General features: G+C 68.5%; 22 protein-coding genes. 9 read left to right on the forward strand and 13 right to left on the reverse strand.

Annotated features, from left to right (window positions below; all coding sequences use genetic code 11):
* The first annotated feature begins 514 nt into the window (after positions 1 to 514).
* Positions 515 to 949 carry a DUF302 domain-containing protein gene (locus H6900_00005; GenBank protein ID MCC0071647.1) on the forward strand — a complete coding sequence of 145 codons (435 nt, stop codon included), beginning with the start codon at positions 515 to 517 and terminating at the stop codon, positions 947 to 949.
* Between the two features lie 12 nt (positions 950 to 961).
* Here H6900_00005 and msrQ read toward each other — a convergent pair whose 3' ends face one another.
* The 6 genes from msrQ to H6900_00035 form a co-directional block, all read right to left on the reverse strand.
* Positions 962 to 1,600 carry a protein-methionine-sulfoxide reductase heme-binding subunit MsrQ gene (gene msrQ / locus H6900_00010; GenBank protein MCC0071648.1) on the reverse strand — a complete coding sequence of 213 codons (639 nt, stop codon included), beginning with the start codon at positions 1,598 to 1,600 and terminating at the stop codon, positions 962 to 964.
* On the reverse strand, positions 1,600 to 2,499 hold the full coding sequence (gene msrP, locus H6900_00015) for a protein-methionine-sulfoxide reductase catalytic subunit MsrP (GenBank protein MCC0071649.1): 900 nt from the start codon (positions 2,497 to 2,499) through the stop codon (positions 1,600 to 1,602). Before msrP ends, msrQ begins: the two co-directional genes overlap by 1 nt.
* A gap of 75 nt (positions 2,500 to 2,574) precedes the next feature.
* Entirely contained in the window at positions 2,575 to 3,975 is a 1,401-nt protein-coding gene (locus H6900_00020; GenBank protein MCC0071650.1) for an amino acid decarboxylase, read from the reverse strand.
* A gap of 185 nt (positions 3,976 to 4,160) precedes the next feature.
* Complete coding sequence (locus H6900_00025; GenBank protein ID MCC0071651.1) at positions 4,161 to 5,012, reverse strand: protocatechuate 3,4-dioxygenase; 852 nt, start codon at positions 5,010 to 5,012, stop codon at positions 4,161 to 4,163.
* 13 nt (positions 5,013 to 5,025) lie between these two features.
* Positions 5,026 to 5,385 (reverse strand): protocatechuate 4,5-dioxygenase subunit alpha, encoded by a 360-nt coding sequence (locus tag H6900_00030; GenBank protein ID MCC0071652.1) that lies wholly within the window; start codon positions 5,383 to 5,385, stop codon positions 5,026 to 5,028.
* Between the two features lie 17 nt (positions 5,386 to 5,402).
* Positions 5,403 to 6,275: an amidohydrolase family protein gene (locus H6900_00035; protein ID MCC0071653.1), complete on the reverse strand. Its 873-nt coding sequence runs from the start codon at positions 6,273 to 6,275 to the stop codon at positions 5,403 to 5,405.
* 138 nt (positions 6,276 to 6,413) lie between these two features.
* Between H6900_00035 and H6900_00040 the strand changes: the two genes are divergently transcribed.
* On the forward strand, positions 6,414 to 7,616 hold the full coding sequence (locus tag H6900_00040) for a LysR family transcriptional regulator (GenBank protein ID MCC0071654.1): 1,203 nt from the start codon (positions 6,414 to 6,416) through the stop codon (positions 7,614 to 7,616).
* Positions 7,617 to 7,748: 132 nt separating this feature from the next.
* On the opposite strand, the gene betA is transcribed toward H6900_00040, so the two are convergent.
* Positions 7,749 to 9,401 carry a choline dehydrogenase gene (gene betA, locus H6900_00045; GenBank protein MCC0071655.1) on the reverse strand — a complete coding sequence of 551 codons (1,653 nt, stop codon included), beginning with the start codon at positions 9,399 to 9,401 and terminating at the stop codon, positions 7,749 to 7,751.
* Between the two features lie 55 nt (positions 9,402 to 9,456).
* On the reverse strand, positions 9,457 to 10,032 hold the full coding sequence (betI, locus tag H6900_00050; GenBank protein MCC0071656.1) for a transcriptional regulator BetI: 576 nt from the start codon (positions 10,030 to 10,032) through the stop codon (positions 9,457 to 9,459).
* 116 nt (positions 10,033 to 10,148) lie between these two features.
* On the opposite strand from betI, the gene H6900_00055 reads away from it, so the two are divergent.
* The 3 genes from H6900_00055 to choV all read left to right on the forward strand — a co-directional run bounded on the left by H6900_00055 (position 10,149) and on the right by choV (position 13,095).
* Positions 10,149 to 11,075 carry a choline ABC transporter substrate-binding protein gene (locus H6900_00055; protein MCC0071657.1) on the forward strand — a complete coding sequence of 309 codons (927 nt, stop codon included), beginning with the start codon at positions 10,149 to 10,151 and terminating at the stop codon, positions 11,073 to 11,075.
* A 62-nt stretch (positions 11,076 to 11,137) separates the two neighbouring features.
* Positions 11,138 to 11,989 (forward strand): choline ABC transporter permease subunit, encoded by an 852-nt coding sequence (choW, locus tag H6900_00060; GenBank protein ID MCC0071658.1) that lies wholly within the window; start codon positions 11,138 to 11,140, stop codon positions 11,987 to 11,989.
* Positions 11,986 to 13,095: a choline ABC transporter ATP-binding protein gene (choV, locus tag H6900_00065; protein MCC0071659.1), complete on the forward strand. Its 1,110-nt coding sequence runs from the start codon at positions 11,986 to 11,988 to the stop codon at positions 13,093 to 13,095. Before choW ends, choV begins: the two co-directional genes overlap by 4 nt.
* On the opposite strand, the gene H6900_00070 is transcribed toward choV, so the two are convergent.
* The 5 genes from H6900_00070 to H6900_00090 are packed head-to-tail and all read right to left on the reverse strand — an operon-like array spanning position 13,096 to position 18,083.
* Positions 13,096 to 13,557, reverse strand: a complete 462-nt coding sequence (locus tag H6900_00070) for a CAP domain-containing protein (protein MCC0071660.1) — start codon at positions 13,555 to 13,557, stop codon at positions 13,096 to 13,098. It abuts the gene before it with no gap.
* Entirely contained in the window at positions 13,554 to 14,489 is a 936-nt protein-coding gene (locus H6900_00075) for a DMT family transporter (protein ID MCC0071661.1), read from the reverse strand. The genes H6900_00070 and H6900_00075 overlap by 4 nt, the downstream gene beginning before the upstream one ends.
* A gap of 60 nt (positions 14,490 to 14,549) precedes the next feature.
* On the reverse strand, positions 14,550 to 16,328 hold the full coding sequence (locus H6900_00080) for an anion permease (protein MCC0071662.1): 1,779 nt from the start codon (positions 16,326 to 16,328) through the stop codon (positions 14,550 to 14,552).
* Complete coding sequence (locus H6900_00085) at positions 16,315 to 17,268, reverse strand: DMT family transporter (GenBank protein MCC0071663.1); 954 nt, start codon at positions 17,266 to 17,268, stop codon at positions 16,315 to 16,317. The genes H6900_00080 and H6900_00085 overlap by 14 nt, the downstream gene beginning before the upstream one ends.
* Entirely contained in the window at positions 17,265 to 18,083 is an 819-nt protein-coding gene (locus H6900_00090; protein ID MCC0071664.1) for a YmdB family metallophosphoesterase, read from the reverse strand. Before H6900_00090 ends, H6900_00085 begins: the two co-directional genes overlap by 4 nt.
* A 113-nt stretch (positions 18,084 to 18,196) precedes the next feature.
* Between H6900_00090 and H6900_00095 the strand changes: the two genes are divergently transcribed.
* From H6900_00095 to cydB, 4 genes are all read left to right on the forward strand, one after another.
* Entirely contained in the window at positions 18,197 to 19,834 is a 1,638-nt protein-coding gene (locus H6900_00095) for an ATP-binding cassette domain-containing protein (GenBank protein ID MCC0071665.1), read from the forward strand.
* Positions 19,831 to 21,486: a thiol reductant ABC exporter subunit CydC gene (gene cydC / locus H6900_00100; protein ID MCC0071666.1), complete on the forward strand. Its 1,656-nt coding sequence runs from the start codon at positions 19,831 to 19,833 to the stop codon at positions 21,484 to 21,486. Before H6900_00095 ends, cydC begins: the two co-directional genes overlap by 4 nt.
* 123 nt (positions 21,487 to 21,609) lie before the next feature.
* Entirely contained in the window at positions 21,610 to 23,220 is a 1,611-nt protein-coding gene (locus H6900_00105; GenBank protein ID MCC0071667.1) for a cytochrome ubiquinol oxidase subunit I, read from the forward strand.
* Between the two features lie 5 nt (positions 23,221 to 23,225).
* Positions 23,226 to 24,389 (forward strand): cytochrome d ubiquinol oxidase subunit II, encoded by a 1,164-nt coding sequence (cydB, locus tag H6900_00110; GenBank protein MCC0071668.1) that lies wholly within the window; start codon positions 23,226 to 23,228, stop codon positions 24,387 to 24,389.
* Positions 24,390 to 24,399 lie beyond the last annotated feature (10 nt).

Here is a 24,399-nt window from a genome sequence, read left to right on the forward strand (position 1 = left end):
ACCGCACACAAAACAGACAGCCCGCCGGTCACCCGGCGCCCTCGCCTACCTTGCATCCAGAAGTCTCGCGGCGTAACCGCCACCGTCGCTGCAGCATCCGCGTTCCCGCGTCACCCCCGCTTCGGTGACGCCGTATCTAGGACCCAACGCAAACCTCCGCAAGTCCAAAAACGGGCCGGAACAACAAATTCCGCCAACTCCCCCCGTCAAACCCTTGTTTCCTTGACCCCAACCCAACGAAAACCCACACCCAACCCGACACCCCAAGACCGCACCACGTCACGAAATTGCAACAACCCCGGCCATCCACGCAACTTCCTGTCCCAACCCCCACCCCACCCACCCAACAACCCCGAATCGACAACAAAAATCACAGCAACGATGAGACCAGGATCGCGGCCCGCCCGCGCATTTTGTCCCCGTGCATTCCGGCCCGAGACATGCAAGACTGGGAATGTCCGGCGGGGGAGGGCCCGGAATGCGGCCCCGTCCCCGCCCCATCGAGGAGGTGCCCATGTCCAAGTTCCTGCCCGCCGTCCTGGCGTCGTTCCTGCTGTCCTCGCCCGCGCTGGCGGACGAATTCGTCCTGGTGCCCGCCGGCATGTCCTTTGACGACGCCACCTTTGCGGTGGAAAGCTCGATCGTCGGCCGCGGTCTGCAAGTCGAATACACCAGCCATGTCGGCGAGATGCTGGAACGCACGCGCGCGGACGTCGGCAGCGATGTGACATTGTTCACCAATGCGAACATCTACCTGTTCTGCTCGGCCTCGATGTCGCGCCAGGCGATGGAAGCCAACTGGCAGAACATCGCCTTCTGCCCCTACGGCGTGCACGTCATCGAGCGCCCCGGCGAGGCGGTGATGATCGGTTACATGCGCCGTGACGCGCCGGGGATGGAGCCGGTCAACGCGTTTCTGGCGGACCTGGTCGCCGAAGTGACCGAGTGATCGCGAAACAGGTCAGGCCGGCGCGCGCCGCGCCCCCTGCCCCCGGCGCTGCGGCCCAAGACGCAGCGCCAGCAGGGCCAGCACCACACCCAGATAGACAAAGGGTTCGGCGGGCCAGCCCTTGACCAGCCAGACATAGTGCACCGCGCCCAGAAGCACCGCCGCATAGGTCAGCCGGTGCAGCCGGCGCCAGCCCGACGCGCCCAGCCGGCGAATCGAGACGGCGTTCGAGGTCGCCGCCAGCGGGATAAGCGCCGTGAACCCGGCGAAACCGATCGTGATATAGGGCCGCTTGACCAGTTCCTCGCCGATCCGCGACAGGCTTTGCAGGTCCAGCACCGCCCAGACCGCCACATGCGCCAGCACGAAACCAAAGGCGGCAAGCCCCAGCGCGCGGCGGAACTTCAGCAAGCTGATCCCGGTCCAGACCCTGAGCGGCGTCACCACCAGCCCGGCGACCAGCCCTTGCAGCGCCAGTTCGCCGTAGCGGCGTTCCAGCGTGTTGATCGGTTCGGGACCCAGCGCGCCGGTCGCGCCTTGCCAGAACAGCCAGGCCGCCCAGGCCAGCGCCAGCACATAGATCGGCCACGACGGCACCCGCCGGGTCGCGCGATTGATCGCCTGCGCCCAGGCGGCCGGGATCAGGGCCATCAGTAATTCTCCCTGAGGTCCATCCCGTCATAGAGATGCGCCACCGCGTCGCCATAGCCGTTGAACATCAGCGTGGGTTGACGCCGGGCAAACAGGCCGCCGCCGATCTGCCGTTCGCTGGCCTGGCTCCAGCGTGGGTGATCGACCTCGGGGTTGACGTTGGAATAGAACCCGTATTCGCGGCTGTTCAGCCGGTTCCAGGTGGTCGGAGGCTGACGGTCGGTCAGGGTGATGCGCACGATCGACTTGATCGACTTGAATCCATATTTCCAAGGCACGACCAGCCGGATCGGCGCGCCGTTCTGGTTGGGCATGGGCTGGCCCCAGATGCCCGTTGCCAACAGTGTCAGCGGGTGCATCGCCTCGTCCAGCCTGAGCCCTTCGACATAGGGAAAGGGAATGACGCGGCTGCGCACGCCGGGCATGACGTCGGGTTGCACCGTGGTCTCGAAGGCGACGTAGCGGGCGCCCGACTGCACCCCCACCTTGTTCAGCACGTCGGCCAGTTCCACCCCGTTCCAGGGGATCACCGCCGACCAGGCCTCGACGCAGCGGAAGCGGTAGATGCGCTCCTCGACGCTCAGTCCGGCCAGCAGATCGGCCAGCGCATAGCTGCCAGGGCGGTCCACCATCCCGTCCACGCGGATCGACCAGGGACTGGTCACCAGCCCGGCCGCGTTGCGCGCCGGGTCCCCCTTGTCCACGCCGAATTCGTAATAGTTGTTGTAGCTCGAAATCTGTTCCAGCGTGTTGGGCGTCAGCGCCTGCGCGCGGCTTTCGCCCGCCAGCGACAGAACGCCGGCCGCGCCGGCCCCGGCGATCAGTTGGCGACGGTTCAGCCACATCGCCCGGGGGGTGACATCGGCATGGGTCAGGTCGTTTTTCCAGCGGTGAGCCATCGGGGCCTCCTTTGCGCCTGCGGTCCATGAACCATACGCACCAGGGGGCGGAAATGTTTCATCACGGGCCCGAATTCAAGCGTTCGTGACCGCGTCGAGCGCCGCGTCGATGTCCTGGGGGGTGGTGCGGTGGTTGGTGATCGCCGCGCGCAGGCAGGTGACGCCGCCGATCACGGTGGTGGAAAACACCGCCTCGCCAGAGAGTTGCAGCGCCTGGGCGATATGGGTGTTCCGCGCGCTCTGGTCCGCCGCGGGCAAGCGCGCATCGGCGGTGAACACGCAGAGGTTCGACACGACCGGAGCCGCCAGCCGCATCGGGGCGCGGGCTTCGACCCCTTGCCCCATACGCGCGGCCAGCGCACAGCAGCGCGTGATCGCCGCACCCAGCCCGTCCGCCCCATGCGCCCGGATTGCCGCCCAGGCCTTGAGCGCGCGATTGCCGCGCGACAGGTCGATGCCGTAGTCGCAAAACCAGGGATCGCCGCCACCCAGGCCCGCCGATTGGCCCGCCAGATAGGCCGGGCGCGCGGCAAAGGCGGCGCGGTGCGCGGCCTCGTCGCGGATCAGCACGAGGCCGCAGTCATAGGGCACGAACATCCATTTGTGGAAATCGCACGCCACCGAATCCGCCCGCCCGATGCCGTCGCTCAAGGCGCGCCAGGGCGTGTCCGCCAGCCGGGTCCAGGCCCCAAAAGCACCGTCCACATGCAGCCACAGCCCCTGTTCCGCCGCCAGATCGGCCAGCGCGTTCAGATCGTCGAATCGCCCCAGATCGACCGAGCCGGCCGTGCCGATCACCGCAAAGGGACAAAGACCCGCGGCGCGGTCCCGGGCGAGGGCGACGCGCAGCGCGTCCAGATCCATGCCCGCATCGGTTTCCGGGATAGCGCGCAGCGCCTGGTGCCCCAGTCCCAGCAGTTCCATTGCCTTGCGCGCGGCGTTATGCGCGCCCGCGCCGGCATAGGCGACCAGTCCTGGCGCGACCCCGCGCGAACGGACCTCGGGCTGGGCGCGGCCGCGCGCGGCGGCCAGCGCGATCACGGTGGCCTGCGAGGTGCCGGTGACCAGCACGCCGCTGCCGGTGTCGGGAAAGCCCATCACCTGGCGGGTCCAGTCGATCACGGCGCGCTCGATCTCGATCGCGCCATGGGCGCGCCCGCCGAGGTTGGCATTCATCGTCGCCGCGACCATTTCGGCCATCACGCCGCTGGCCAACCCGGTGCCGTGCACCCAGCCCCAGAATCGCGGATGCGTGTTGCCGGTGCCCCAGGGCAGCACCTGTTCGGTCAGTTCGCGCGCCAGCGCCACCTCGCCCCGTGCCACGCCGTCCAGCGCATAGCCAGCGCGGACGGTTTCGGGCAGCGGTTTCCAGGGATGCGCGCGCGCCGTCTCCAATCGGTCCATGCAGGCGTCGAGCAGCGCGTGCGCGGCGCGGCGATAGGCGTCCCAATCGGCGGGATCGAGGGTGTCGGCCATCAGCGCGCCCCCTCGGAACCGAAACCGCGGCCAACCCCGCGCCGTCGCGCCGTATCCCGTTTCGCGCCCATCCGAACCCTCCAAAAGCTGCGCCGGGCGATCCTGTCACGGCGCGCCCGGCGGGAAAAGGGGATGTGTCGGGCCGGGATGCGCAGGACCGCCCCGCGCATCCCGGCCCGCTCGGATCAGGCCGCGCATTCCAGCAGCAGCGTGCCGGCGGCGGTGTTCGAAATCGGGATGTGGTAGTTGCGCGTGACCTCGGTCACGTCGTCACCCAGCGCGCCGCGCATCATCATCCACATCAGGAATTCAGTCCCCTGGGCGCCCGCGTTCTTGACCAGCTCCTGGCGGGTGATCTTGGTCAGTTCCTCAGGGTTGTGGACGATGTTCTCCAGGCAATACTGGTCGAACTCCTTGTTGATGAAGCCCGCGCGCTGCCCGTCCAGCTGGTGCGACAGCCCGCCGGTGCCCAGCACGACGATCTTCGCGTCCTTCTCGGGGAAGGACAACAGCGCCTTGCGCAGCGCCTTGCCGAAGTTCAGCGCCCGGTTCAACGTTGGAATCGGGTGTTGCACGGTGTTCGCGCTGATCGGCACCGCCTTGGGCATGTGCGGATGGTGCGGCGCGTTCGGCCAGAACAGTTGCATCGGCACCACAAATCCGTGGTCCACCGCCAGTTCCTGGCACGAGGTGATGTCGAATTCATCCGCCACCAGCGATTCGATGATGTGCCAGCTCAGTTCCGGCGCGCCCGGGAACGGATCGAGCGCGGGCAGGCCCCAGCCTTCGTCCTCGTTCCTGTATTCATGCGCGGCGCCGATCGCGAAGGTCGGCATCCGGTCCAGGAAAAAGCCCAGCCCGTGGTCGTTGTAGATGTTGATCACATAGTCGGGCTTGTGCTCGTCGATCCAGGCGTGAACCTTGGGGTAGCCATCGAAAAACGGCTTCCAATAGGGATCGTCGTAGAGCTTGTTCTGGATCGCGTTGCCCACGGCGGGGATGTGCGAGGTGGTGATGCCACCGAGAATGCGTGCCATTGTCCGTTCCTCCTCAAGCCTGGCTGGCCAGGTAGTCCTTGAATTCCTGCGTGGTGCGGCCCGTTTGCAGACCGCCCACATCCTGCACCGACAGCTTGAAGATGCCGGCGAACTTGGCGAGGTAATAGATGTTGCCGCCGGCGGCGATCAGACCGAGCACGTCGCGCTTGCGAATGGCCTCTTTCTGCTCGTCGTTGAGGCCATACTTCGCCATGAAGCCTTCCTCATCGGCCAGGAAAGCCTCGCGGTTGACCTTCTGGTTGAACGAATAGCACATCTTGTTCAGGGCATAGCCCTTCATCGCCATCTTGCCGTCGAACAGCGTCGTGCCAGGGATGTCGATGTGATAGTCGTAACCGGGCATGTCGTGCATCGGTCTCTCCTCCTCTTCTACTGCGCCCAATACAGGCGCATCGGGTTGTCGATCAGCAGCTTGCGCCGCTGGGCGTCGGTCCGCGCGATTCGCGGAATGTAGTCCACCAGCGCGCCGTCATCGGGCATGTGGGATTTCATGTTCGGATGCGGCCAGTCGGTGCCCCACAGGACCCGGTCGTCGAAACGATCGACGATCGCCTGGTAGAAGGGCACCACATCGTCATAGGGCGCACCCTGCGCGGTCAGGCGTTCCGGGCAGGTGACCTTGCTCCAGATGTTCTCGTTTTGCGCCATCAGGTCGATGAACCGCTGGAAATCCGGGTGATCGACGCCCTTGGTCACGTCGGGCCGGCCCATGTGATCGACCACGATGATGCCGGGCAACTTGCGCAGGAAGGGGGTCAGCCCCTCGAGATCCGCGGCCTCGAAATAGACGACGATGGACCAGCCGAATTCCTGGATCTTTTCGGCAATCCCGATAAAAACCTCTTGCGGTGTCGCATCGACCAGCCGCTTGACAAAGTTGAAGCGCACGCCGCGCACGCCGCTCTCATGCAACGCCTTCAAGTCGTCGCGCGAGATGTCCTTGCCGACCGAGGCCACGCCCCGCGCCCTGTCGCCCGCGGCGAGGCAGGCATCGACCATGGCGCGGTTGTCCTTGCCATGACAGGTCGCCTGCACGATCACGTTGCGTTCGAATCCCAGAAAATCGCGCAGGGCGAACAACTTGTCCTTGCCTGCGTCACCCGGTGTATACTTGCGCTCAGGCGCATAGGGGAACTGGGCCGACGGGCCGAAGACGTGGCAATGGGCATCGACGGAACCCGCGGGCAGCCTGAAATCGGGCGCTTTCGGGTTCGGGTGATAGACCAGCCAGTCCTTGTCCATCGGTTGGGGTTGGGTCGTCATGCGCGTTCTCCTTCTGCGGCGGGCCCTGCCGCAATGTATACATTATGCCCCGTGGCGCGCCATTTGCCTATTTCGATCTGAGGCCATAAAATAAGTTTTTGCTATTCGGTTGGGCCCATGACCGACAGTCTGCCGAACCTGCGCCACATGCGGGTGTTCCTGGAAACGGTGCGAACCGGCTCGGTCTCGGGCGCGGCCGACCGCTGCGGCCTGTCGCAGCCGGCCGCGACCCAGGCCCTCGCGCGGCTCGAATCCGAGGTCGGCACCCCCCTGCTGGCGCGCCGCACCCGCCAGTTCGCGCCGACACCCTGCGGCGCGCTGTTCGTCCGCCGGGTCGAGGCCGCGCTCGCCCATCTGCACGCCGGCGCCCGCGCGGCGCTCAGGGGCGCACGCGAAAGCACCCGGCGCGCGGCTTTCGACCATCTGGTGACCGCCGCGCAGATCCGCGCGCTGGTGGCCGTGTCGGGCAGCGGCAGCTTCACCATCGCCGCCCGCCACCTGGGTCTGGCGCAACCCACTGTCCACCGCGCCGCCCGCTCGCTGGAAGAGGTCGCCGGCGTGCCGTTCTTCCTGACCACCGCGACCGGGGTCGAACTGACCCCGGCGGCGCAGGCCTTCACGCTGGGCGCCAAGTTGGCCCAGGCCGAGATCCGCCAGGGATTCGAGGAAATCGGCCGCGAACTGGGCGACGACCGCGGCACGTTCACCCTGGGCTCGCTCCCCCTCGCCCGCACCACCATCGTGCCGCGCGCCACGCACGCGCTGATCGCCGCGACGCAGGGTGTGCAGGTGCGCGTGGTCGACGGCCGCTATCCCGAACTCCTGCGCAGCCTGCGCGAGGGCGATCTCGACTGCCTGATCGGCGCCCTGCGCACCCCCCCGCCGGCCGAGGACGTGACCCAGGAACCCCTGTTCGAGGACGCGCTGGTGATCGTTGCCCACCCCAGCCACCCGCTGGCCGGGCGCGCGAACCTGCGGATCGAGGACACGCTCGCCTACCCCTGGGTCGCACCGCCCAAAACGACGCCCGCCGGAAGCTACCTGTTCGAAACCCTGCGTATCGACCAACGGCCCCGCACGCCGGTGCGGGTCGTGGCCTCGTCCCTGGTGTTCCTGCGCGGCCTGCTGGCACAGGGCGATTACATCTCGATCATCTCGCGCCATCAGATCGCCACCGAAATCCGCGATGGCCACATCGCCCCGCTCGACATCGCCCTGACCGGCGGCAGCCGGGACATCGGGCTGACCTACCGCAGCAGCTGGCGCCCGACGGCCACGCAGGCACGCCTCCTCGCCCTGCTGCGCGCCGCCATCCCCTGATGCCCCGCACAGCCGTCTTTGTGCTGGAAATATCCCGGGGGGTGTGGGGGGCAGCGCCCCCCACCGGATCGCCCGAGGGCTGGAGGCTGGAAGCCTCCCGGCCGAGGGCGAAACCCCGCCCCTTTTTACGCCCTAACGCTGCGCGACGCGCCAGTCCGGATGTATCCAGGGCTCCAGATTTGACGCCGGCAAGGGTTCGCGGCCCAGGATGTGATCCGCCATCTTCTCGCCGGTCAGGATCGAGGGCGCGTTCAGGTTGCCGTTGGTGATCCTGGGAAACACCGACGAATCCGCCACCCGCAGCCCCTGCACGCCGATCACCCGCCCCTGGGGATCGACCACCGCCAGCGGATCGTCGACACGCCCCATCCGCGCCGTGCCACACGGGTGATAGGCCGATTCGGCATGCGCGCGGATGAAATCGTCCAGCGCCGCGTCGTCCTGGATCGCCGCGCCGGGCTGGATCTCGTGCTTCACATGCTGCGCCATGGCGGGCTGCGCCATGATCTCGCGCGTCAACCGGATCGCGGTGCGGAACTCGGTCCAGTCGTCGGGATGCGACATATAGTTGAACCGGATCTCGGGCGCCTCGGCGGGATCGGACGAGCGCAGGCGCACCGTGCCGCGCGACTTCGATCGCATCGGCCCGACATGGGCCTGGAACCCGTGCCCGTCGGCCACCGCCTTGCCGTCGTAGCGCACCGCGATGGGCAGAAAGTGATACTGGATGTCGGGATAGTCGATCCCCGCGCGCGACCGGATGAAGCCGCAGCTTTCGAACTGGTTCGACGCCCCCGGGCCCTTGCCGAACAGCAGCCATTGCGCCCCGACCCAGGCCTTGCCCCAGGCGTTCCAGTATTTGAACAGGCTGATCGGCTCGCGTGTGGCGAATTGCAGGTACAGCTCCAGATGGTCCTGCAAGTTGCCGCCCACCCCCGCGCGATCGGCCACCACGGCGATGCCCTGCGCGCGCAGATGCTCGGCCGGGCCGATCCCCGACAGCATCAGCAGCTTGGGCGTGTTGATCGACGAGGCCGCCAGGATCACCTCGCGCGCGGCCGTCACCACGCGCCCGTCGGCCAGCGCGACACCCGTCGCGCGGGTGCCGTCCATCACCACCCGCGCCGCCAGCCCCCGGATGACGCGCACCCGCCCGGTGCGCATCGCCGGCCTGAGATAGGCCTTGGCCGCCGACCAGCGTTCCCCGCGCCAGATCGTCGCCTCCATGGCACCGAAGCCTTCCTGCTGGCAGCCGTTGTAATCGCGCGTGACGCGATAGCCCGCCTGCCGCCCCGCCTCGATGAAGGCATCGAACAGCGGGTTCGCGCGCGCGCCCCGCGAGACATGCAAAGGCCCGTCGTGGCCCCGCCACTCGCGCCCGCCGCCCGCATCCTCGGCGCCGTGCCAATGCTCCATGCGCTTGAAATAGGGCAGCACATCGGCAAAGGCCCAGCCATCCGCGCCCTGCTCGGCCCAATGGTCATAGTCGCGCGCATGGCCGCGCACATAGACCATGCCGTTGACGCTGCTCGACCCGCCCAGCACCTTGCCGCGCGGCGTCGCCATGCGGCGGTTGTTCAGCCCGGGTTCGGGTTCCGACGCCAAACCCCAGTCATAGCGCGCCATGTTCATCGGATAGGACAACGCGCCCGGCATCTGGATGAACGGGCCGGCATCCGAGCCTCCGAATTCGATCACGGCGACCGAATGCCCTGCCTCGGCCAGCCGCCAGGCCACCGCCGACCCGCCCGAGCCAGCGCCCACGATCACGTATTCCGCCTGCATGTCTTCCTCGATCTCGCGCGCCGGCAGCCGCGGGGCCCTCCGGCGCCAGTTACCGTCAACCCGCCAGCGCCAGCGTGAGATAGGCCTCGACCCGGGCGATGGCCCGGCCCGCGTCCGGGGTTGCCGCGCCCAGCGTCGCGTGCAAATAGGCGCCGTCGATCATCGCCGCGATCGAACAGGCCACCGAAGGCGCCCGGTCGGCCAGCAACGGGCGCAACGCGTGCGTCAGGTTCGACACCATGCGCCGCTGATAGACGACCAGCAGGCGCCGCACCTCGTCCTGGGTCTGCGCCAGGACGTAGAAATTGAGCCAGGCCGAGACCACCTCGCGGCGAAAGTTCGAGGCCGAGAACGAGGCCCGGATCACCGCCCGCACCCGGGCCTCGGGGCCGTCCGCCGCCGCCAGCGCACCGCGCACTTCGGCGCCATAAACCCCCAGCACATGACGCATCGCCGCCAGGAACATCGCCTCTTTCGAGCCGAAATAGTGATGCGCCAGCGCCGACGACATGCCAGCGCGCTTGGCGATCCGGCTGACCGTCACCTCGAGCGAACCGACATCGCCCATTTCGGCAATTGTGGCCTTGATCAACGAGGCACGTCGTATAGGCTCCATGCCGATCTTGGGCATGTCCGGCTCTCCTTCTGTCGTGTGCCGGACAAGCCCGCCACCGAAACTTTGCTTGATTCCGTGCTAGTCCATCGTTTATTGACTAGTCAATCAACAAAAACCAACGGGAGTTCCAGATGACCCTGATCCGCCTGTCCTCGGCGACCGCCGCGCTGGCCCTGATAACCGCGCCGGCGCTGGCCGATTGCGGCACCGTGCGCTTTTCGGATGTCGGCTGGACCGACATCACCGCGACGACCGCCGTCGCCTCGACCATCCTGGATGCGCTGGGCTACCAGACCGAGACGCTGGTGCTGTCGGTGCCTGTGACCTACACCTCGATGGCGTCTGGCGACATCGACGTGTTCCTGGGCAACTGGATGCCCACGATGGAGGCCGACATTGCCCCGTATCGCGATGCCGGAACCGTGGACACCGTCCGCATGAACCTGACGGGCGCGAAATACACGCTTGCCACCAATGCCGCCGGCGCCGCGCTGGGTATCCACGATTTCGCCGACATCGCCGCGCATCGCGATGAGCTGGAGGGCAAGATCTATGGCATCGAGCCCGGCAATGACGGCAACCGCCTGATCCTGGACATGATCCAGCAGGACGCGTTCGGCCTGCAGGGGTTCCAGGTTGTCGAAAGCTCGGAACAGGGCATGCTGGCACAGGTCGCGCGGTCGGACCGCCGCAACGAACCGGTGATCTTCCTGGGCTGGGAGCCGCACCCGATGAACGCCAATTTCGACATGACCTATCTGTCGGGCGGCGACGATTTCTTCGGCCCGAATTTCGGCGGCGCCGAGGTCTACACCAACACCCGCGCCGGCTATGTGGGCGAATGCCCGAACGTCGGCCAGTTCCTGACCAACCTGGAATTCAGCCTGGCGATGGAAAACGAGATCATGGGCGCGATCCTGGACGGCGGGCAGGAACCCGGCGCGGCGGCGGCGTCCTGGCTGGCGGCGCATCCCGATGTGCTGGGCCCCTGGCTGCAGGGCGTAACCACGATGGACGGTGGCGATGCGATGGCCGCCGTGACCGCCGCGCTGAACTGATGCCTGCCCCGGCCCGCCACCCCAGTGCGCGGGCCGGGGCTTCTCCAGCGACCGGATAGCCGATGTCAGACCCGATTTCCGACGCCGTCACGGGGGCCAAGATCCCGGTGGGGCATGTCGTCGCCAATATCTTCACCTGGGTGCAGGACAATTTCTGGCCAGCCTTCGACGCCCTCGAAGCCGTGCTCAGCCATGTCGTGGACGGGTTGTCGGCGGCTCTGCTCTGGCCGCACCCGCTGGTGCTGGTGCTGCTGTTCGGCGCGATCACCTGGCTGTTGCAACGCAACTGGGTGGCCGTGGCGCTGGTCGCGGGCTGCGCGCTGTTTGCCTGGAACCAGGGGTATTGGACCCTGACCATGCAGACCCTGGTGCTGGTGCTGGGATCGTGCGCGGTGTGCATGGCGGTCGGGGTGCCCCTGGGCATCTATTCGGCCCATCACCCGCGCTTCTATCGGTTGCTGACGCCGCTGCTGGACCTGATGCAGACGTTGCCGACATTTGTCTATCTGATCCCCGTTCTGGTGCTGTTCGGCCTGGGCATGGTGCCCGGGCTGGTCGCCACCGTGATCTTCGCCATGCCGGCGGCGATCCGCCTGACCGAGCTGGGCATCCGGTCCACCCCGACCGCCCTGTCAGAGGCGGCGACCGCCTTTGGCGCCACCACCATGCAACGGGTGTTCAAGGTCGAGCTGCCCTGGGCCTTTCCGCAGATCATGGCCGGTCTCAATCAGACGATCATGCTGTCGCTCAGCATGGTGGTGATTGCCGGGCTTGTCGGCGCGCCGGGGCTGGGCGTGCCGGTTGTGCGCGCGCTCAACTCGGTCAATGCGGCGCTGGGTTTCGAATCGGGGGCGGTGATCGTCGCGGTGGCGATCATGCTGGACCGGATGCTGCGCGTGGAGGCCAAGTCATGACCGAGCCCGCCACCTCGCCCGCAAAACCGGGCATTGCCGTGTCCTTCCGCCATGTCTCGATCGTGTTCGGCGACAACCCCTATGCGGCGATTCCCCTGATGGAGACCGGGCAGTCGCGCACCGACATCCAGAAAGCCACCGGCCAGGTGCTGGGGGTGCACGACTGCACCCTCGATGTGGCCGAGGGCGAGATCCTGGTGCTGATGGGCCTGTCGGGGTCGGGCAAGTCCACGCTGCTCAGGGCGGTGAACGGGCTCAATCCCATCGTGCAGGGCGACGTGCTGGTCCATGACGGCGCACAGATGGTCAGCGTGCCCAAGGCCGCGCCCAAGACGCTGCGCAAGCTGCGCACCGACACGGTGGCGATGGTGTTCCAGCAATTCGGCCTGCTGCCCTGGCGCAGCGTGCGCGAGAACGTCGGCCTGGGGCTGGAGCTGGCTGGCGTCCCGCGCGCGGAGCGCGCGCGCCGGGTCGCGGCGCAGCTTGATCTGGTGGGTCTGTCGCAATGGGCGGGGCGCAAGGTCGCCGAGCTGTCGGGCGGGATGCAGCAGCGCGTCGGCCTGGCCCGGGCCTTTGCCACCGAGGCGCCGGTGCTGCTGATGGACGAGCCCTTCAGCGCGCTGGACCCGCTGATCCGAACCCGGCTTCAGGATGAGTTGCTGGACCTTCAGGCGCGCCTCAAACGCACGATCATCTTCGTCAGTCACGACCTGGACGAGGCCTTCAAGCTGGGAAACCGCATCGCCATCATGGAGGGCGGGCGCATCATCCAGTGCGGCACCCCGTCCGAGATCTACACCGCCCCCGCGAACGGGTATGTCGCGGATTTCGTGGCGCACATGAACCCGCTGGGCGTGCTGCGCGCGCGCGACGCGATGGTCGCTGCGCCCCGCCCCGCCGCTGCGCCCCGCCCCGCCCCCGCCAGCCTGACCCTGCCCGCCGACACCCCGCTGCGCGACGCGATGGCCCGCCTGGCCGAGGGGCAGGGCCGCGTGCTGCTGACCGACAATCACCACGTCATCGGGATGCTGACCGAGGGCAGCGCGGTGGCCGCCCTGATCGCCAAGCGCGGCGCCGAGGGGCAGGAAGCCCGGGAAACCGCCTGATCAGCGCGGCGCGGCGGCGACCATCGACCAGTTCAGCCGCCCGGTTTCGGCCAGGGCGACCCCAAAACCGGCGTCGCGCGCGTCGGGCGCCAGCAGGTTCAGGCGGTGATCGCGCGAATCCATCCAGGCCGTGACGATCTCGGCCGGGTCGCGCTGGCCTTCGCCGATGTTCTCGACCGCCATCGCATAGGCGTAATCCTCGCGCCGCAAGCGCCGCCCCAGGCCGGCCAGCCAACTGCCGCGATGGGTCAGGCGTTCCCGGTCGGCCATGCGACAGGCCTGCGTCTGCGCCGCGCGGCCCAGGCGGGAATCGTTCGTCAACGCGGGCAGACCGGCCTCGGCGCGCCGGTCGTTGACCAGCGACAGCAGCGCGCTGCGCAGCGCCGGCAGATCCGCCGGCATCTGGCAGGCCGCCGCAGGTCCGGCCAGCAGCAGCACCAGAACCAGCAGGCGGAGGATCACGGCGCCACCGCGCCACGGATGGCCGCGCGCCGCAGTTGATGTTCGCGCAAGGCGATGAAAATGACCGCCGAAACGATCATCAAGCCGCCGATGACCACCCACAGGTCCACCCCCTCGCCGAAAAGGAGCGCACCCAAGGTGATAGACCAGACCAGTTGCAACGCGTTCACGGGTTGGGTCACGGTGATCGGCGCGGCGGCAAAGGCCATGGTCATCAGGTAGTGGCCCGCCGTCGCGGCCGTGGCGATGGCCAGGAACCACGCGATCTCGGTCCAGGTGACCGGCTGCCAGACCGCCAGCGCAAAGGGCGTCAGGCCGATGGTGACGGTCACCGACAGCATTCCAACGATCACCGTGGGCGAGGCCTTTCCGCTCAGGCTTTTGGCCATCATGTAGGACACCGCGAACAGGAACGAGGTCCCCAGCATCGCCAGATGGCCCGAATTCAGCTCGCGCATCCCCGGCCGCAGGATCACCAGCGCGCCCAGGATCGCCATGCCGATCGCCAGGATCCGGCGCAGCCGCAACGGCTCGCCCAGGAACAGCGCCGCGCCGATGGTGGTGTAGATCGGGTTCAGGTAGCCCATGGCCGAAACCTCGGCCAGCGGGATGCGGGTCATGGCGTAGAACCACAAGATCACCGCCAGCGTGTGCGCCGCCCCGCGCCAGCCAAAGGCCCGCCAGGTGGCCGCGTCCAGCTTTGCGCGGCGCATGGCGGGGATCATCGGCAGCAGGAACACCAGCCCCAGCGAATAGCGCAGGAACGCCGACTGCGCCGCCGGGATGTCCGATCCCATGTGCTTGACCCCGGCCGTCAGCCCGACAAAGCAGAGCCCGGATGCCAGCATCAGCAGAACCCCTTTCAGGGGCTGCTGGTCGCGCGGGCCAGCGGTTCGGGAGGAAGCAGCGGCTTCGGTATTTAACGTGTTCATGGTCTCAGCCTTGCCCCGCTTGCGTCCGCGTTGCAAGCGCGAATCGCAGACGTGCGCGGATCAAAGCGGCCAGATCAGCGGCACCACGGTGCAGACGGTCGCCGCCATCAGGATGTTCAGCGGCACGCCAACCTTCAGGAAATCGCTGAACCGGTAGCCCCCCGGCCCGTAAACCAGCGTGTTGGTCTGGTAGCCGATCGGCGTGGCAAACGCCGCCGACGCCGCGAACATGACCGCGATCACCATCGGCCGCGGGTCCACGCCCACGCTTTGCGCCAGGCTGATCGCCACCGGGGTCATGATGACTGCGACCGCGTTGTTCGACACCAGTTCGGTGAGCACCCCGGCCAGGGCATAGACCGCCAGCAACAGGGCCCAATGCGGCAGGCCTTCCAGATGGGGCGCGATCGCCGCCACCAGCAACGCCACCGCGCCCGAATGCTCCAGCCCCGCGCCGACGATCAACATGCCAAAGATCAGCCCCAGCAACCGCCCGTCGATGAAGCCGAACGCCTCGTCGGCATCGATGCAGCGGGTCAGCAGCACCGTAACCACCCCCAGCAGCGCCAGCACCTGGATCGGCGCCACGTTCAGCGCCGCCAGCCCCACCACGCCCGCCAGCACCGCCACCACGATGGGCGCGTGCTTGCGGCGATAGGCCCGCTCCGACGGTTGCGCGACATCCACCATGTCCATGTCGGCGGCCAGTCGGCGGATGTCCTCCATCGCGCCCTCGAGCAGGAGGGTGTCGCCGACCTGCACCACCAGATCGTCGAGCTGACGGCCGATGTTCTGGCTGCGGCGGTGCACGGCCAGCGGATAGACCCCGTAACGGCGGCGCAGGCGCAACTGGCCCAGCGAGCGGCCGATCATCCGGCACCCGGGCGTGATCAGAACCTCGACGGTCGCGGTCCGCACCGTGGACAACTGGTTGACCAGGCGCAGCTCGGGGTTTGCCTGCAGGCCCAGCACTTCGGACATCTGGGTGCGCAGGACCACCCGGTCGCCGGGTTCCAGCACCACCTCGCCCAGCGCCCGCCTGAGCGAGGCGTCGCCCCTGAGCACGTCAATCACCCGCGCGCCGCCGCGGGTGAACACGTCGGCCTCGGTCAGCTTCTTGCCGATCAGCGCCGACCCTTCCGGCAGCGCGACCTCGGTGAAGAATTTCATCGGCGCGCGGTCGCCCAGCAGGGCCGCCATCGAATCGCGCTCAGGCAGCAGCCAGCGGCCGGCCAGCGCCAGATAGGTCACCCCCACCGCCGACACGCACAGCCCGACCACCGTGATCTCGAAGATGCCGAAGGGCGCCAGCCCCCGCGCCTGCGCGACCCCGTCCACCAGCAGGTTGGTCGATGTGCCGACCAGCGTGATCGTGCCGCCGAAGATCGAGAAATAGCTAAGCGGGATCAATAGCTTGGATGGCGAAATCTTCATCGCCCGGGCCAGTTGCATGAAGATCGGGATCATCACCACCACAATCGGCGTGTTGTTGACGAAGGCCGACATGCCCAGCACGGTAAAGGTCAGCACGATCAGCGTGCCGCGCGGGTGTTCGGCGGCATGGGCGACGGCGCGGTGCGACAGCAGGTCCAGCGTGCCTGTGCGCACCAGCCCTCCGACGATCAGGAACATGCCGGCGATGGTCCAGGGCGCGGGGTTGGCAAAGACCGCCATCGCGTCGGTCTGCGGCACCACGCCCAGCACCAGCATCAGCGCCGCCCCGGACAGCGCCACGACCTCGACCGGGTAGCGTTCGCGCACAAAGGTGACCAGCATCGCCAGGACGATCGCCATCGCCACCCAGGGCTGCCAGTCCGCGGGCAGCTCAAGCCCGAACATCGGCCGCCCCCGCCGCAGTGCCCGTCGCGGTGCCCGTCTCAATGCGCGGGGCGTCGGCACGGCGCGGCTGCACCAGGAACAGGCCCAGGAACAGCAGGGCCAGCGCCGCCCAGATCCAGCCGCTATAGGTTTCACCCAACAAGACCATCGCCCAGACAACCCCCATGCCGGTCACGGTATAGGACACCTGCGCCCCGAACACCGATCCCGTGCGCCGCAGCAGCCACAGATACCCGCCATAGGCGCCGATTCCCAGCAGGCCCGACAGCACGAATCCCAGCCCCGGCCACCCGAAACCGGATTCGGGCAGCAACGGGGCATGGTCCAGCCAAACCAGCACGCCCGAGGTCAGAATGCTGACGACATAACCCGCCCAGAGCATCTGGAACGGCCCCGCCCGGCGCGCCGAGGCGCCATACACATAGGCCCCCTCGATGGCATAGAAGAAAGGCGCCAGCGCAGCCACCGGCACCCAGATCCACAGGCCGGGCGCGGGCAGGCTGGCCTCGGGGCCGATCAGCAGCGCCATGGCCAGCGCACCCAGCGCCACGCCCAGCAGGCGCCGCGGCACGAAGCGTTCGGTGCCCAGCGCCAGCGCCAGCGGCAGCGCAAAGACCGGCACCAAAGAGATGATGATGGACACCACGCCCGAGGGCAGGAACCGCGTCGCCGAATAGGACGCCCAGGACGGCAGCGCCATGCCGCAAAGCCCGACCACGGCATACAACCCCAGGTGACGCGCGTCGCGCGGCATCGACCAGAGCTTTCCACGCGCCGCCAACGCCACGCCCAGAACCAGGGTCGCCAGCAGGGATTGCCAGAACACGATCGCCACCGGCCGGTGCCCCGCGCCGACCGCGATCTTGATCAGTGGCGCGCTGATCCCCCAGGCCGCGCCGATCACCAGGAGCACCGCATAGGCCCGCAGACCGCGCGTCATGCCGTCGGGCCCACGCTCGCCAGTCGCCCGCCCTGACGCACGGCCACGATCCGCAGCGCCTTGCCGGTGCGGTCGTCGGTTTCCACGAACACGCCCGACACCGTCGCCGCGCCCATCGCCGGCTCGAACCGGCCCTTGGGCATGCCGGTGATGAAGCGGCGCAGCGGCTCGTCCTTTTGCATCCCGATCACGCTGTCGTAATCGCCGCACATGCCCGCATCGGTCATATAGCCCGTGCCGCCGTTCAGGATCATCGCATCGCCGGTCGGCACATGGGTGTGCGTGCCCACCACCAGCGACGCGCGCCCGTCGCACCAATGGCCCATGGCCATCTTCTCGCTGGTGGCCTCGGCGTGCACGTCGATCACCGCCGCCTGCACGCCGCCACCCAGCGGATGCGCGCGCAGCACGGGTTCGATGGCGCTGAACGGATCGTCGAAGGGCCGCTTCATGAAGACCTGCCCCATGACCTGCGCGACCAGCACCTTGCGCCCGTCGCCGGCGGTGAAGACCCGATGCCCGACCCCCGGCGCCACCTTGGAAAAGTTGATCGCGCGGATCAGCCGGGGTTCGCTGTCGATATGGCCGTGCATCGCCTTCTGGTCAAAGGCATGGTCGCCCAGCGTCACGCAATCCGCGCCGGCCTCGAACAGGGAGATCGCGTGATCGGGCGACAGCCCCATCCCCGAAGTCGCGTTCTCGCCGTTGACCACGACGAAATCCAGCCCCCAGTCGCGACGCATCGCCGGCAGCCTTTCGGCCACCGCCGCACGGCCCGACCGACCCATCACATCGCCCAGAAAGAGTATCCGCATTCCTGTTCTCTACGACGCCCCGACCCGCAAGGAAAGGCCGAAACGGGGTCGAAACGGGGCTGCGACGGTTTCGCTTATTGCCCATCCGGGAAATACCTTTCACACCCTGCAAGATGAGCGACTCGCGTCCTGATCCCCTGCGGGCGTTGCTGGCCCCGGTCCGCACCGCCGTGCTGCAAGGCTCGATCCTGAGCCTGGCCTCGGCCCTGGTGTGGCCAATCCAGGCGGCGCTTGTCGCGGCCGCGCTGGCGGCGCTGCTGGCCGAAGGCGAGCCCTCGCCCGGGCTTGCGCCCTGGCCCGCGGCGCTGGGGCTGCTGGCGCTGTTCGTGCTGCGCGCGCTGCTCTCGCACATGGCCGAGGCGCGGCTCTTCGACGCCGCCGACCGCGTGGTGGCCGACCGCCGCGCGGCGATCGTGACGCGCGAGGCGCGCACCCTGCGCGGTGACGGCGCCGGCCCGGGGGCCATCGCCACGCTGGCGGGCGAAAAGCTGGAAACGCTGGGGCCCTATGTCCAACGGTATTACCCCGCCATGGCGCGCAGTGCCGTGGTGCCGGTGGTGATCCTGGCGCTGGCCTTCTGGCACGCCTGGGCGGTGGGCACGGTTCTGCTGCTGGCCGGCCCGCTGATTCCGCTGTTCATGGCGCTGATCGGCTGGGCCGCGCACGAGGCCAGCGCCCGCCATCTGGCCGGGCTGGCCTCGATGACCGACCTGCTGGTGGACCGGCTGGCGGCGCTGGTGGACATCCGCCTGCTCGACGCCGGCGCGCGCGTCACCGCCGATTATGCCGCCAGCGCCGAGGACCTGCGCGCGCGCACCATGCGGGTGCTGCGGATCGCCTTTCTGTCCTCGACCGTGCTGGAGCTGTTCGCCGCGCTGGGGGTGGCGATGGTCGCGGTCTGGGTCGGGTTCTCGCTGCTGGGGCTGATCGCCTGGGGCGGCAGCATCGATGCCCGAACGGGGATCTTCCTGCTGCTGTTGGCGCCCGACTATTTCCAGCCGCTGCGCGATTTGTCCGCGGCATGGCACGATCGCGCCGCCGCCCGCGCGCTGGCCGACGAACTGGCCGACTGGCAGGCCCGGACCCCGGCGCTGATCCTGGGAACCGGCGCCCTTGCCGCCCCCCTGCCGGGCGCGCCCGAGATCCGGCTTTCGGGCGTCACGCTGGGCGCCGTCACCATCCCCGACGCCGTGATCGCACCGGGGGCGCGGGTCGGGGTGACCGGCCCTTCGGGGGCGGGAAAATCGACGCTGCTGAGGGCGCTGGCGGGGCTGGAGCGTCCGGACCTCGGCACCATCGCGGTGTGCGGCCGGCCGCTGGACGACGCCTCGGCCGACGCCTGGCGCGCGCGGTTGGGCTGGATGCCACAGGCGCCGCTGTTCCCCCAGGCGCCCCTGCGCACGATCATCGCGGGCAGGGGCGCGCTCGACCCCGACCTGCTGGCGATGGCGGCGCTGGGGCCGGTGCTGGCCCGTCTGCCGCAGGGGCTGGACACGGTCCCCGGCGAAACCGGCGCGGGCCTGTCGGGCGGCGAGGCCCGCCGCGTCATGCTGGCGCGGATGTTGCACGCGCGGCCCGCCGTGGTTCTGGCGGACGAGCCGACCGCCGACCTGGACCCTGAGACCGCGCGACAGGTCAGCGCCGCGCTGATGCGGCTGGCCGCCGGGGGCACGACGCTGATCGTGGCCAGCCATGACCCCGACCTGATCGCGCGGATGGACCAAAGGATTGCGCTGGAGGCCCGGCCATGAGCGCCCTCATGACCCTCTTGCGGCTGATCTGGCGCGACCAGCGGCGCGCCTTGCTGCGCGGGGCGCTGCTGGCGGTGCTGGTCCTGGCGATGGGTGCGGCGCTGCTGGGCCTTTCGGGCTGGTTCATCACCGCGGCCGCGATGGCCGGTCTGGCCGGGGGCGGCGCGGTGTTCGACGTCTTTCGCCCCTCGGCCGCGGTGCGGTTTCTGGCGCTTGGGCGCACGGCGGCGCGCTACGGCGAACGGCTCGCCACCCACGACGCCACGCTGCGCGCGCTGACCGGCTTGCGCGTGCGGCTGCTGGCAGCGCGAACCCGCGCGCCCTTTGCCGAACTGGCCCGGTTGCGCGCAGCCGAGGTCCTGAACCGGCTGAGCGCCGATGTGGATGCCCTGGATTCGGTGACGCTGCGCCTGGCGCTGCCAGTCGGCGCGGGACTGGCCGCGCTGGTCCTGGGCGCCGCCGGGCTGGCCTGGCTGGTCGATGCCCGCACCGCCCTGGCGGTCACCGGCACCCTTGGGCTGGGGGGCGCGGCGGTTCTGTGGCTGGGCGTCCGCGCCGCGCGCGCGCCGGCGCGCCTGGCCGAAATGCACGCCCAGAGCCTGCGCCGCGATGTCATCGACCTTGTCACCGCGCGCACCGACCTGGCCGCGCTGGGTCGGCTCGAGGCCCATCTGGACCAGATCGCCACCGGCGAGGATCGGCGCCGCGCACTGGCCCGCCGTCTGGACCGGATCGAACGCCGCGCGGGTCTGGCGCTGAGCCTGACAGGCGGCGTCGCGCTGGCGCTGGGCCTCGGCGGGACGCGGGCGGGCGCGGGCGGGCTCGATCCGGCGCGCGTCGCGATCGGGCTGTTTGTCGCGCTGGCGCTGTTCGAAGCGATCGCCCCGCTGCGCCGAACCGTGGGCAGTTACGGCCGGATGGAGGCCGCCGCGCGCCGTGTCGTCGCGCAACTGACCCCGGCCCCACGGCCCGACACCCCCCTGCCCCCGGACCGCACGCTGCGCATGCAAGGGGTGCGCTTTCGCCATCACCCCGACTCCGCGCCGGTTCTCGACGGGTTCGACCTGACCGTGCCGCCGGGCACCCGCCTGGGGCTGAAGGGAACCTCGGGCCGTGGCAAGAGCACGGTTCTGGCCCTGCTCGCCGGGCAGATTCGTCCCGAGGCGGGTCAGGTCACGCTGGGCGGCGACGCGGTGGCAGAGCTGGACGAGGCCCCGCTGCGCCGGACGCTGACCCTGGTGCCTCAACGCAGCGCGCTGATTCAAGGCAGCGTGGCCGACAACCTGCGCCTGGGCGCCGACCGCTGCGACGACGACACGCTGCGGCAGGTGCTGGACGCGGTGCGGCTGACCGATGCGCTGGCCACGCGCGGCGGGCTGGGCACGCCCCTGGGCGCGCGCGGCGCGGGCCTGTCGGGCGGCGAATCGCGGCGCCTCGTCGTGGCGCGCGCGCTGCTCAGGCAGCCCGACATCCTGCTGCTGGACGAACCGACCGAGGGGCTGGACCCCGCCATCGCGGCCGCCGTTCTGAACGCGGTCCTGGACCGCCTGCCCGGCGCGACGGTGATCGTCGCCAGCCACCGCGCGCAAGACCTGGCCCGGATGGACCGGGTGATCGACCTTGACCTCAGCGCGCCGGGCGACAATGCTTAAATCCGCATCAAATCATCGTATTTCCTTGATCTCGATCAAATACATATTCCGTCTACGGAATAGATAGGATCCATCTCGGCCCCGTTGCGGGGCCGGTCAAGACTGCAACCAAGGAGGTCCCGCATGGACTTCGGCATTGTCGAGCTGTCACGCCTGCAATTCGCGATGACGGCAATGTATCATTTTCTGTTTGTGCCCCTCACCCTGGGCCTGTCGATCCTGGTCGCCATCATGGAGACGGTCTACGTCATGACCGACCGCCCGATCTGGCGCCAGATGACGAAATTCTGGGGCACGCTGTTCGGCATCAACTTTGTGCTGGGCGTGGCGACGGGCATCACCATGGAATTCCAGTTCGGCATGAACTGGAGCTACTATTCCCACTATGTCGGCGACATCTTCGGCGCGCCTCTGGCGATCGAGGGGCTGATGGCCTTCTTCCTGGAGGCAACGTTTGTCGGGCTCTTCTTCTTTGGCTGGGACAAGCTGTCGAAAACCGCGCATCTGGTGGTCGCCTGGCTGGTGGCGCTGGGGTCCAACTTTTCGGCGCTGTGGATCCTGATCGCAAACGGCTGGATGCAGCACCCGGTCGGCGCGGTCTTCAACCCCGATTCGATGCGGATGGAGATGACGTCCTTTTACGACGTGCTGTTCAACATCGTCGCGCAGGCCAAGTTCGTGCACACCGTTTCGGCGGGCTACGTCACGGCCTCGGTCTTCGTGCTGGGCGTTTCGGCATGGTATCTGCTCAAGGGCCGGCACGTGGACCTTGCGCGGCGCTCGATTGCCGTCGCCTCGGCCTTTGGCCTGGCCTCGGCGCTGTCGGTCGTCGTGCTGGGGGATGAAAGCGGCTACACCGCCACCCACACCCAACGCATGAAACTGGCGGCGATGGAGGCGATGTGGGAAACCCACCCCGCGCCCGCGCCCTTCACGCTGATCGGCTTCCCGGACCAGGAGGCGCGGCAAACCCATTACGCGGTGGAAATCCCCTGGGTCGCGGGGCTGATTACCACCCGGTCGCTGACCCAGCCGGTGCCCGGCATCGACGACCTGGTGATCGAGGCCCAGGACAAGATCCGTTCGGGCCTGATCGCCTATGACGCGCTCATGACCATTCGCGAACAGCGCGACGCCACCCCGCAATCCGTGCGCGACACCTTCGAGGCGCATTCGGCCGACCTGGGCTTTGCGCTGCTGCTGCGCCAGTATGTCGATGACCCGCGCCAGGCCACCGATGCGCAGATCGCGCAGGCGGCCGAGGACACCGTGCCCGGGGTCTTTCCGCTGTTCTGGGCCTTTCGGGTGATGGTGGGCCTGGGCTTCGGCTTCATCGGCACGATGGCTTATTTCTTCTGGCGCGCCTCGTTCCGGGGAATGCGTTTCCCGCGCTGGTCGCTCAGATTGGCGGTCGTCATGATCCCGGCGCCCTGGCTGGCCGCCGAACTGGGCTGGTTCGTGGCCGAATTCGGCCGCCAGCCCTGGACGGTGGACGGCGTGCTGCCGACCGCGCTGTCGGCCTCCAGCCTCAGCGTCGGCGACCTGCTCATCACGCTGGCAGGCTTCGTGCTGTTCTACACCGTGCTCTTCATCATCGAGATGGGCCTGATGCTGAAATACATCCGCAAGGGCCCCTTCCAGGATGTCGAGGAAACCGAACGCTGGACGGAACGCCACGAGCACCGCCTGCGCACCACTGACGGACTGGGCCCGTTCGCGGCCCCGGCGGAGTAAGAGCCATGATCCTTTACGAACTCATCCCCTTCGACGTGCTGCGCGTGATCTGGTGGCTGTTGCTGGGCGTGCTGCTGATCGGTTTCGCCCTGACCGACGGGTTCGACATGGGGGTCGGCGCGCTGCTGCCCTTCGTCGCCAGGACCGACATCGAACGCCGCGTCGCCATCAACACCGTCGGCCCGGTCTGGGAAGGCAACCAGGTGTGGTTCATCCTGGGCGGCGGCGCGATCTTTGCCGCCTGGCCGCCGCTCTACGCGGTCAGCTTTTCGGGGTTCTACCTGGCGATGTTCCTGGTGCTGGCGGCGCTGATCCTGCGGCCCGTGGGCTTCAAGTATCGCTCGAAACGCGACGCGGCCGCGTGGCGCAGCGCCTGGGACTGGGCGCTGTTCGTGGGCGGCGCGGTGCCCGCGCTGATCTTCGGCGTGGCGGTGGGCAACGTGCTGCAAGGCGTGCCGTTCCACCTGACGCCCGATCTGCTGTCGGTCTACGAGGGCGGCGTTCTGTGGAAGCTGATCGCGCTGCTCAACCCGTTCGCGCTGCTGGCCGGCGTGGTGTCGCTGTCGATGCTGGTGATGCATGGCGCGGCCTGGCTGTCGCTGAAATCGGACGGCCCGGTCGCCGCCCGCGCGCGGCGCTATGGCACCGTTGCCGGGCTGGTCGCGGCTGCCGCCTATGCGCTGGCGGGGCTGTGGCTGGCTGTCGGGATCGACGGCTACCAGATCGTCGGCGCGGTGGTCACGGACGGGCCGTCGAACCCGCTGTATTCCACCGTCGCCCGGGGCGGAAGCTGGCTGGCCGCCTATGGCGCGCGGCCGTGGATCGCGGTGGCGCCGCTGATGGGGTTCGCGGGCATCCTGATGGCGGTGCGCGGGCTCAGGGCGGGGCGCGAGGTTTCGACGCTGCTCTGGTCGAAACTGGGCATCACGGGCATCATCGCCAGCGTCGGCTTGACGATGTTCCCGTTCATCCTGCCATCCTCCAGCCAGCCCGACAGTTCGCTGACCGTGTGGGATGCCTCGTCCTCGCATCTGACGCTGTTCGTGATGCTGGTGGTGACGGTGATCTTCATGCCGATCATCCTGGCCTATACGGCCTGGGTCTACCGGGTGCTGTGGGGCAAGGTGACGCAAGCCGATGTCACCGAAAACAGCCACAGTGTCTATTGAGAAAGGAACC

Origin of the sequence: Rhodobacter sp. (assembly GCA_020637515.1) — a bacterium.
Classification (GTDB): domain Bacteria; phylum Pseudomonadota; class Alphaproteobacteria; order Rhodobacterales; family Rhodobacteraceae; genus Pararhodobacter.

Coding starts and splice junctions, on each gene's coding strand:
- betI (MCC0071656.1), bottom strand. CDS start 10,032: ATGCCCAAGATCGGCATGGAGCCTATACGACGTGCCTCGTTGATCAAG.
- choV (MCC0071659.1), top strand. CDS start 11,986: ATGACCGAGCCCGCCACCTCGCCCGCAAAACCGGGCATTGCCGTGTCC.
- H6900_00030 (MCC0071652.1), bottom strand. CDS start 5,385: ATGCACGACATGCCCGGTTACGACTATCACATCGACATCCCTGGCACG.
- H6900_00090 (MCC0071664.1), bottom strand. CDS start 18,083: ATGCGGATACTCTTTCTGGGCGATGTGATGGGTCGGTCGGGCCGTGCG.
- choW (MCC0071658.1), top strand. CDS start 11,138: ATGTCAGACCCGATTTCCGACGCCGTCACGGGGGCCAAGATCCCGGTG.
- H6900_00005 (MCC0071647.1), top strand. CDS start 515: ATGTCCAAGTTCCTGCCCGCCGTCCTGGCGTCGTTCCTGCTGTCCTCG.
- H6900_00080 (MCC0071662.1), bottom strand. CDS start 16,328: ATGTTCGGGCTTGAGCTGCCCGCGGACTGGCAGCCCTGGGTGGCGATG.
- msrQ (MCC0071648.1), bottom strand. CDS start 1,600: ATGGCCCTGATCCCGGCCGCCTGGGCGCAGGCGATCAATCGCGCGACC.
- H6900_00020 (MCC0071650.1), bottom strand. CDS start 3,975: ATGGCCGACACCCTCGATCCCGCCGATTGGGACGCCTATCGCCGCGCC.
- cydB (MCC0071668.1), top strand. CDS start 23,226: ATGATCCTTTACGAACTCATCCCCTTCGACGTGCTGCGCGTGATCTGG.
- H6900_00075 (MCC0071661.1), bottom strand. CDS start 14,489: ATGAACACGTTAAATACCGAAGCCGCTGCTTCCTCCCGAACCGCTGGC.
- H6900_00095 (MCC0071665.1), top strand. CDS start 18,197: ATGAGCGACTCGCGTCCTGATCCCCTGCGGGCGTTGCTGGCCCCGGTC.
- H6900_00085 (MCC0071663.1), bottom strand. CDS start 17,268: ATGACGCGCGGTCTGCGGGCCTATGCGGTGCTCCTGGTGATCGGCGCG.
- H6900_00105 (MCC0071667.1), top strand. CDS start 21,610: ATGGACTTCGGCATTGTCGAGCTGTCACGCCTGCAATTCGCGATGACG.
- H6900_00035 (MCC0071653.1), bottom strand. CDS start 6,275: ATGGACAAGGACTGGCTGGTCTATCACCCGAACCCGAAAGCGCCCGAT.
- cydC (MCC0071666.1), top strand. CDS start 19,831: ATGAGCGCCCTCATGACCCTCTTGCGGCTGATCTGGCGCGACCAGCGG.
- H6900_00040 (MCC0071654.1), top strand. CDS start 6,414: ATGACCGACAGTCTGCCGAACCTGCGCCACATGCGGGTGTTCCTGGAA.
- H6900_00055 (MCC0071657.1), top strand. CDS start 10,149: ATGACCCTGATCCGCCTGTCCTCGGCGACCGCCGCGCTGGCCCTGATA.
- betA (MCC0071655.1), bottom strand. CDS start 9,401: ATGCAGGCGGAATACGTGATCGTGGGCGCTGGCTCGGGCGGGTCGGCG.
- H6900_00025 (MCC0071651.1), bottom strand. CDS start 5,012: ATGGCACGCATTCTCGGTGGCATCACCACCTCGCACATCCCCGCCGTG.
- msrP (MCC0071649.1), bottom strand. CDS start 2,499: ATGGCTCACCGCTGGAAAAACGACCTGACCCATGCCGATGTCACCCCC.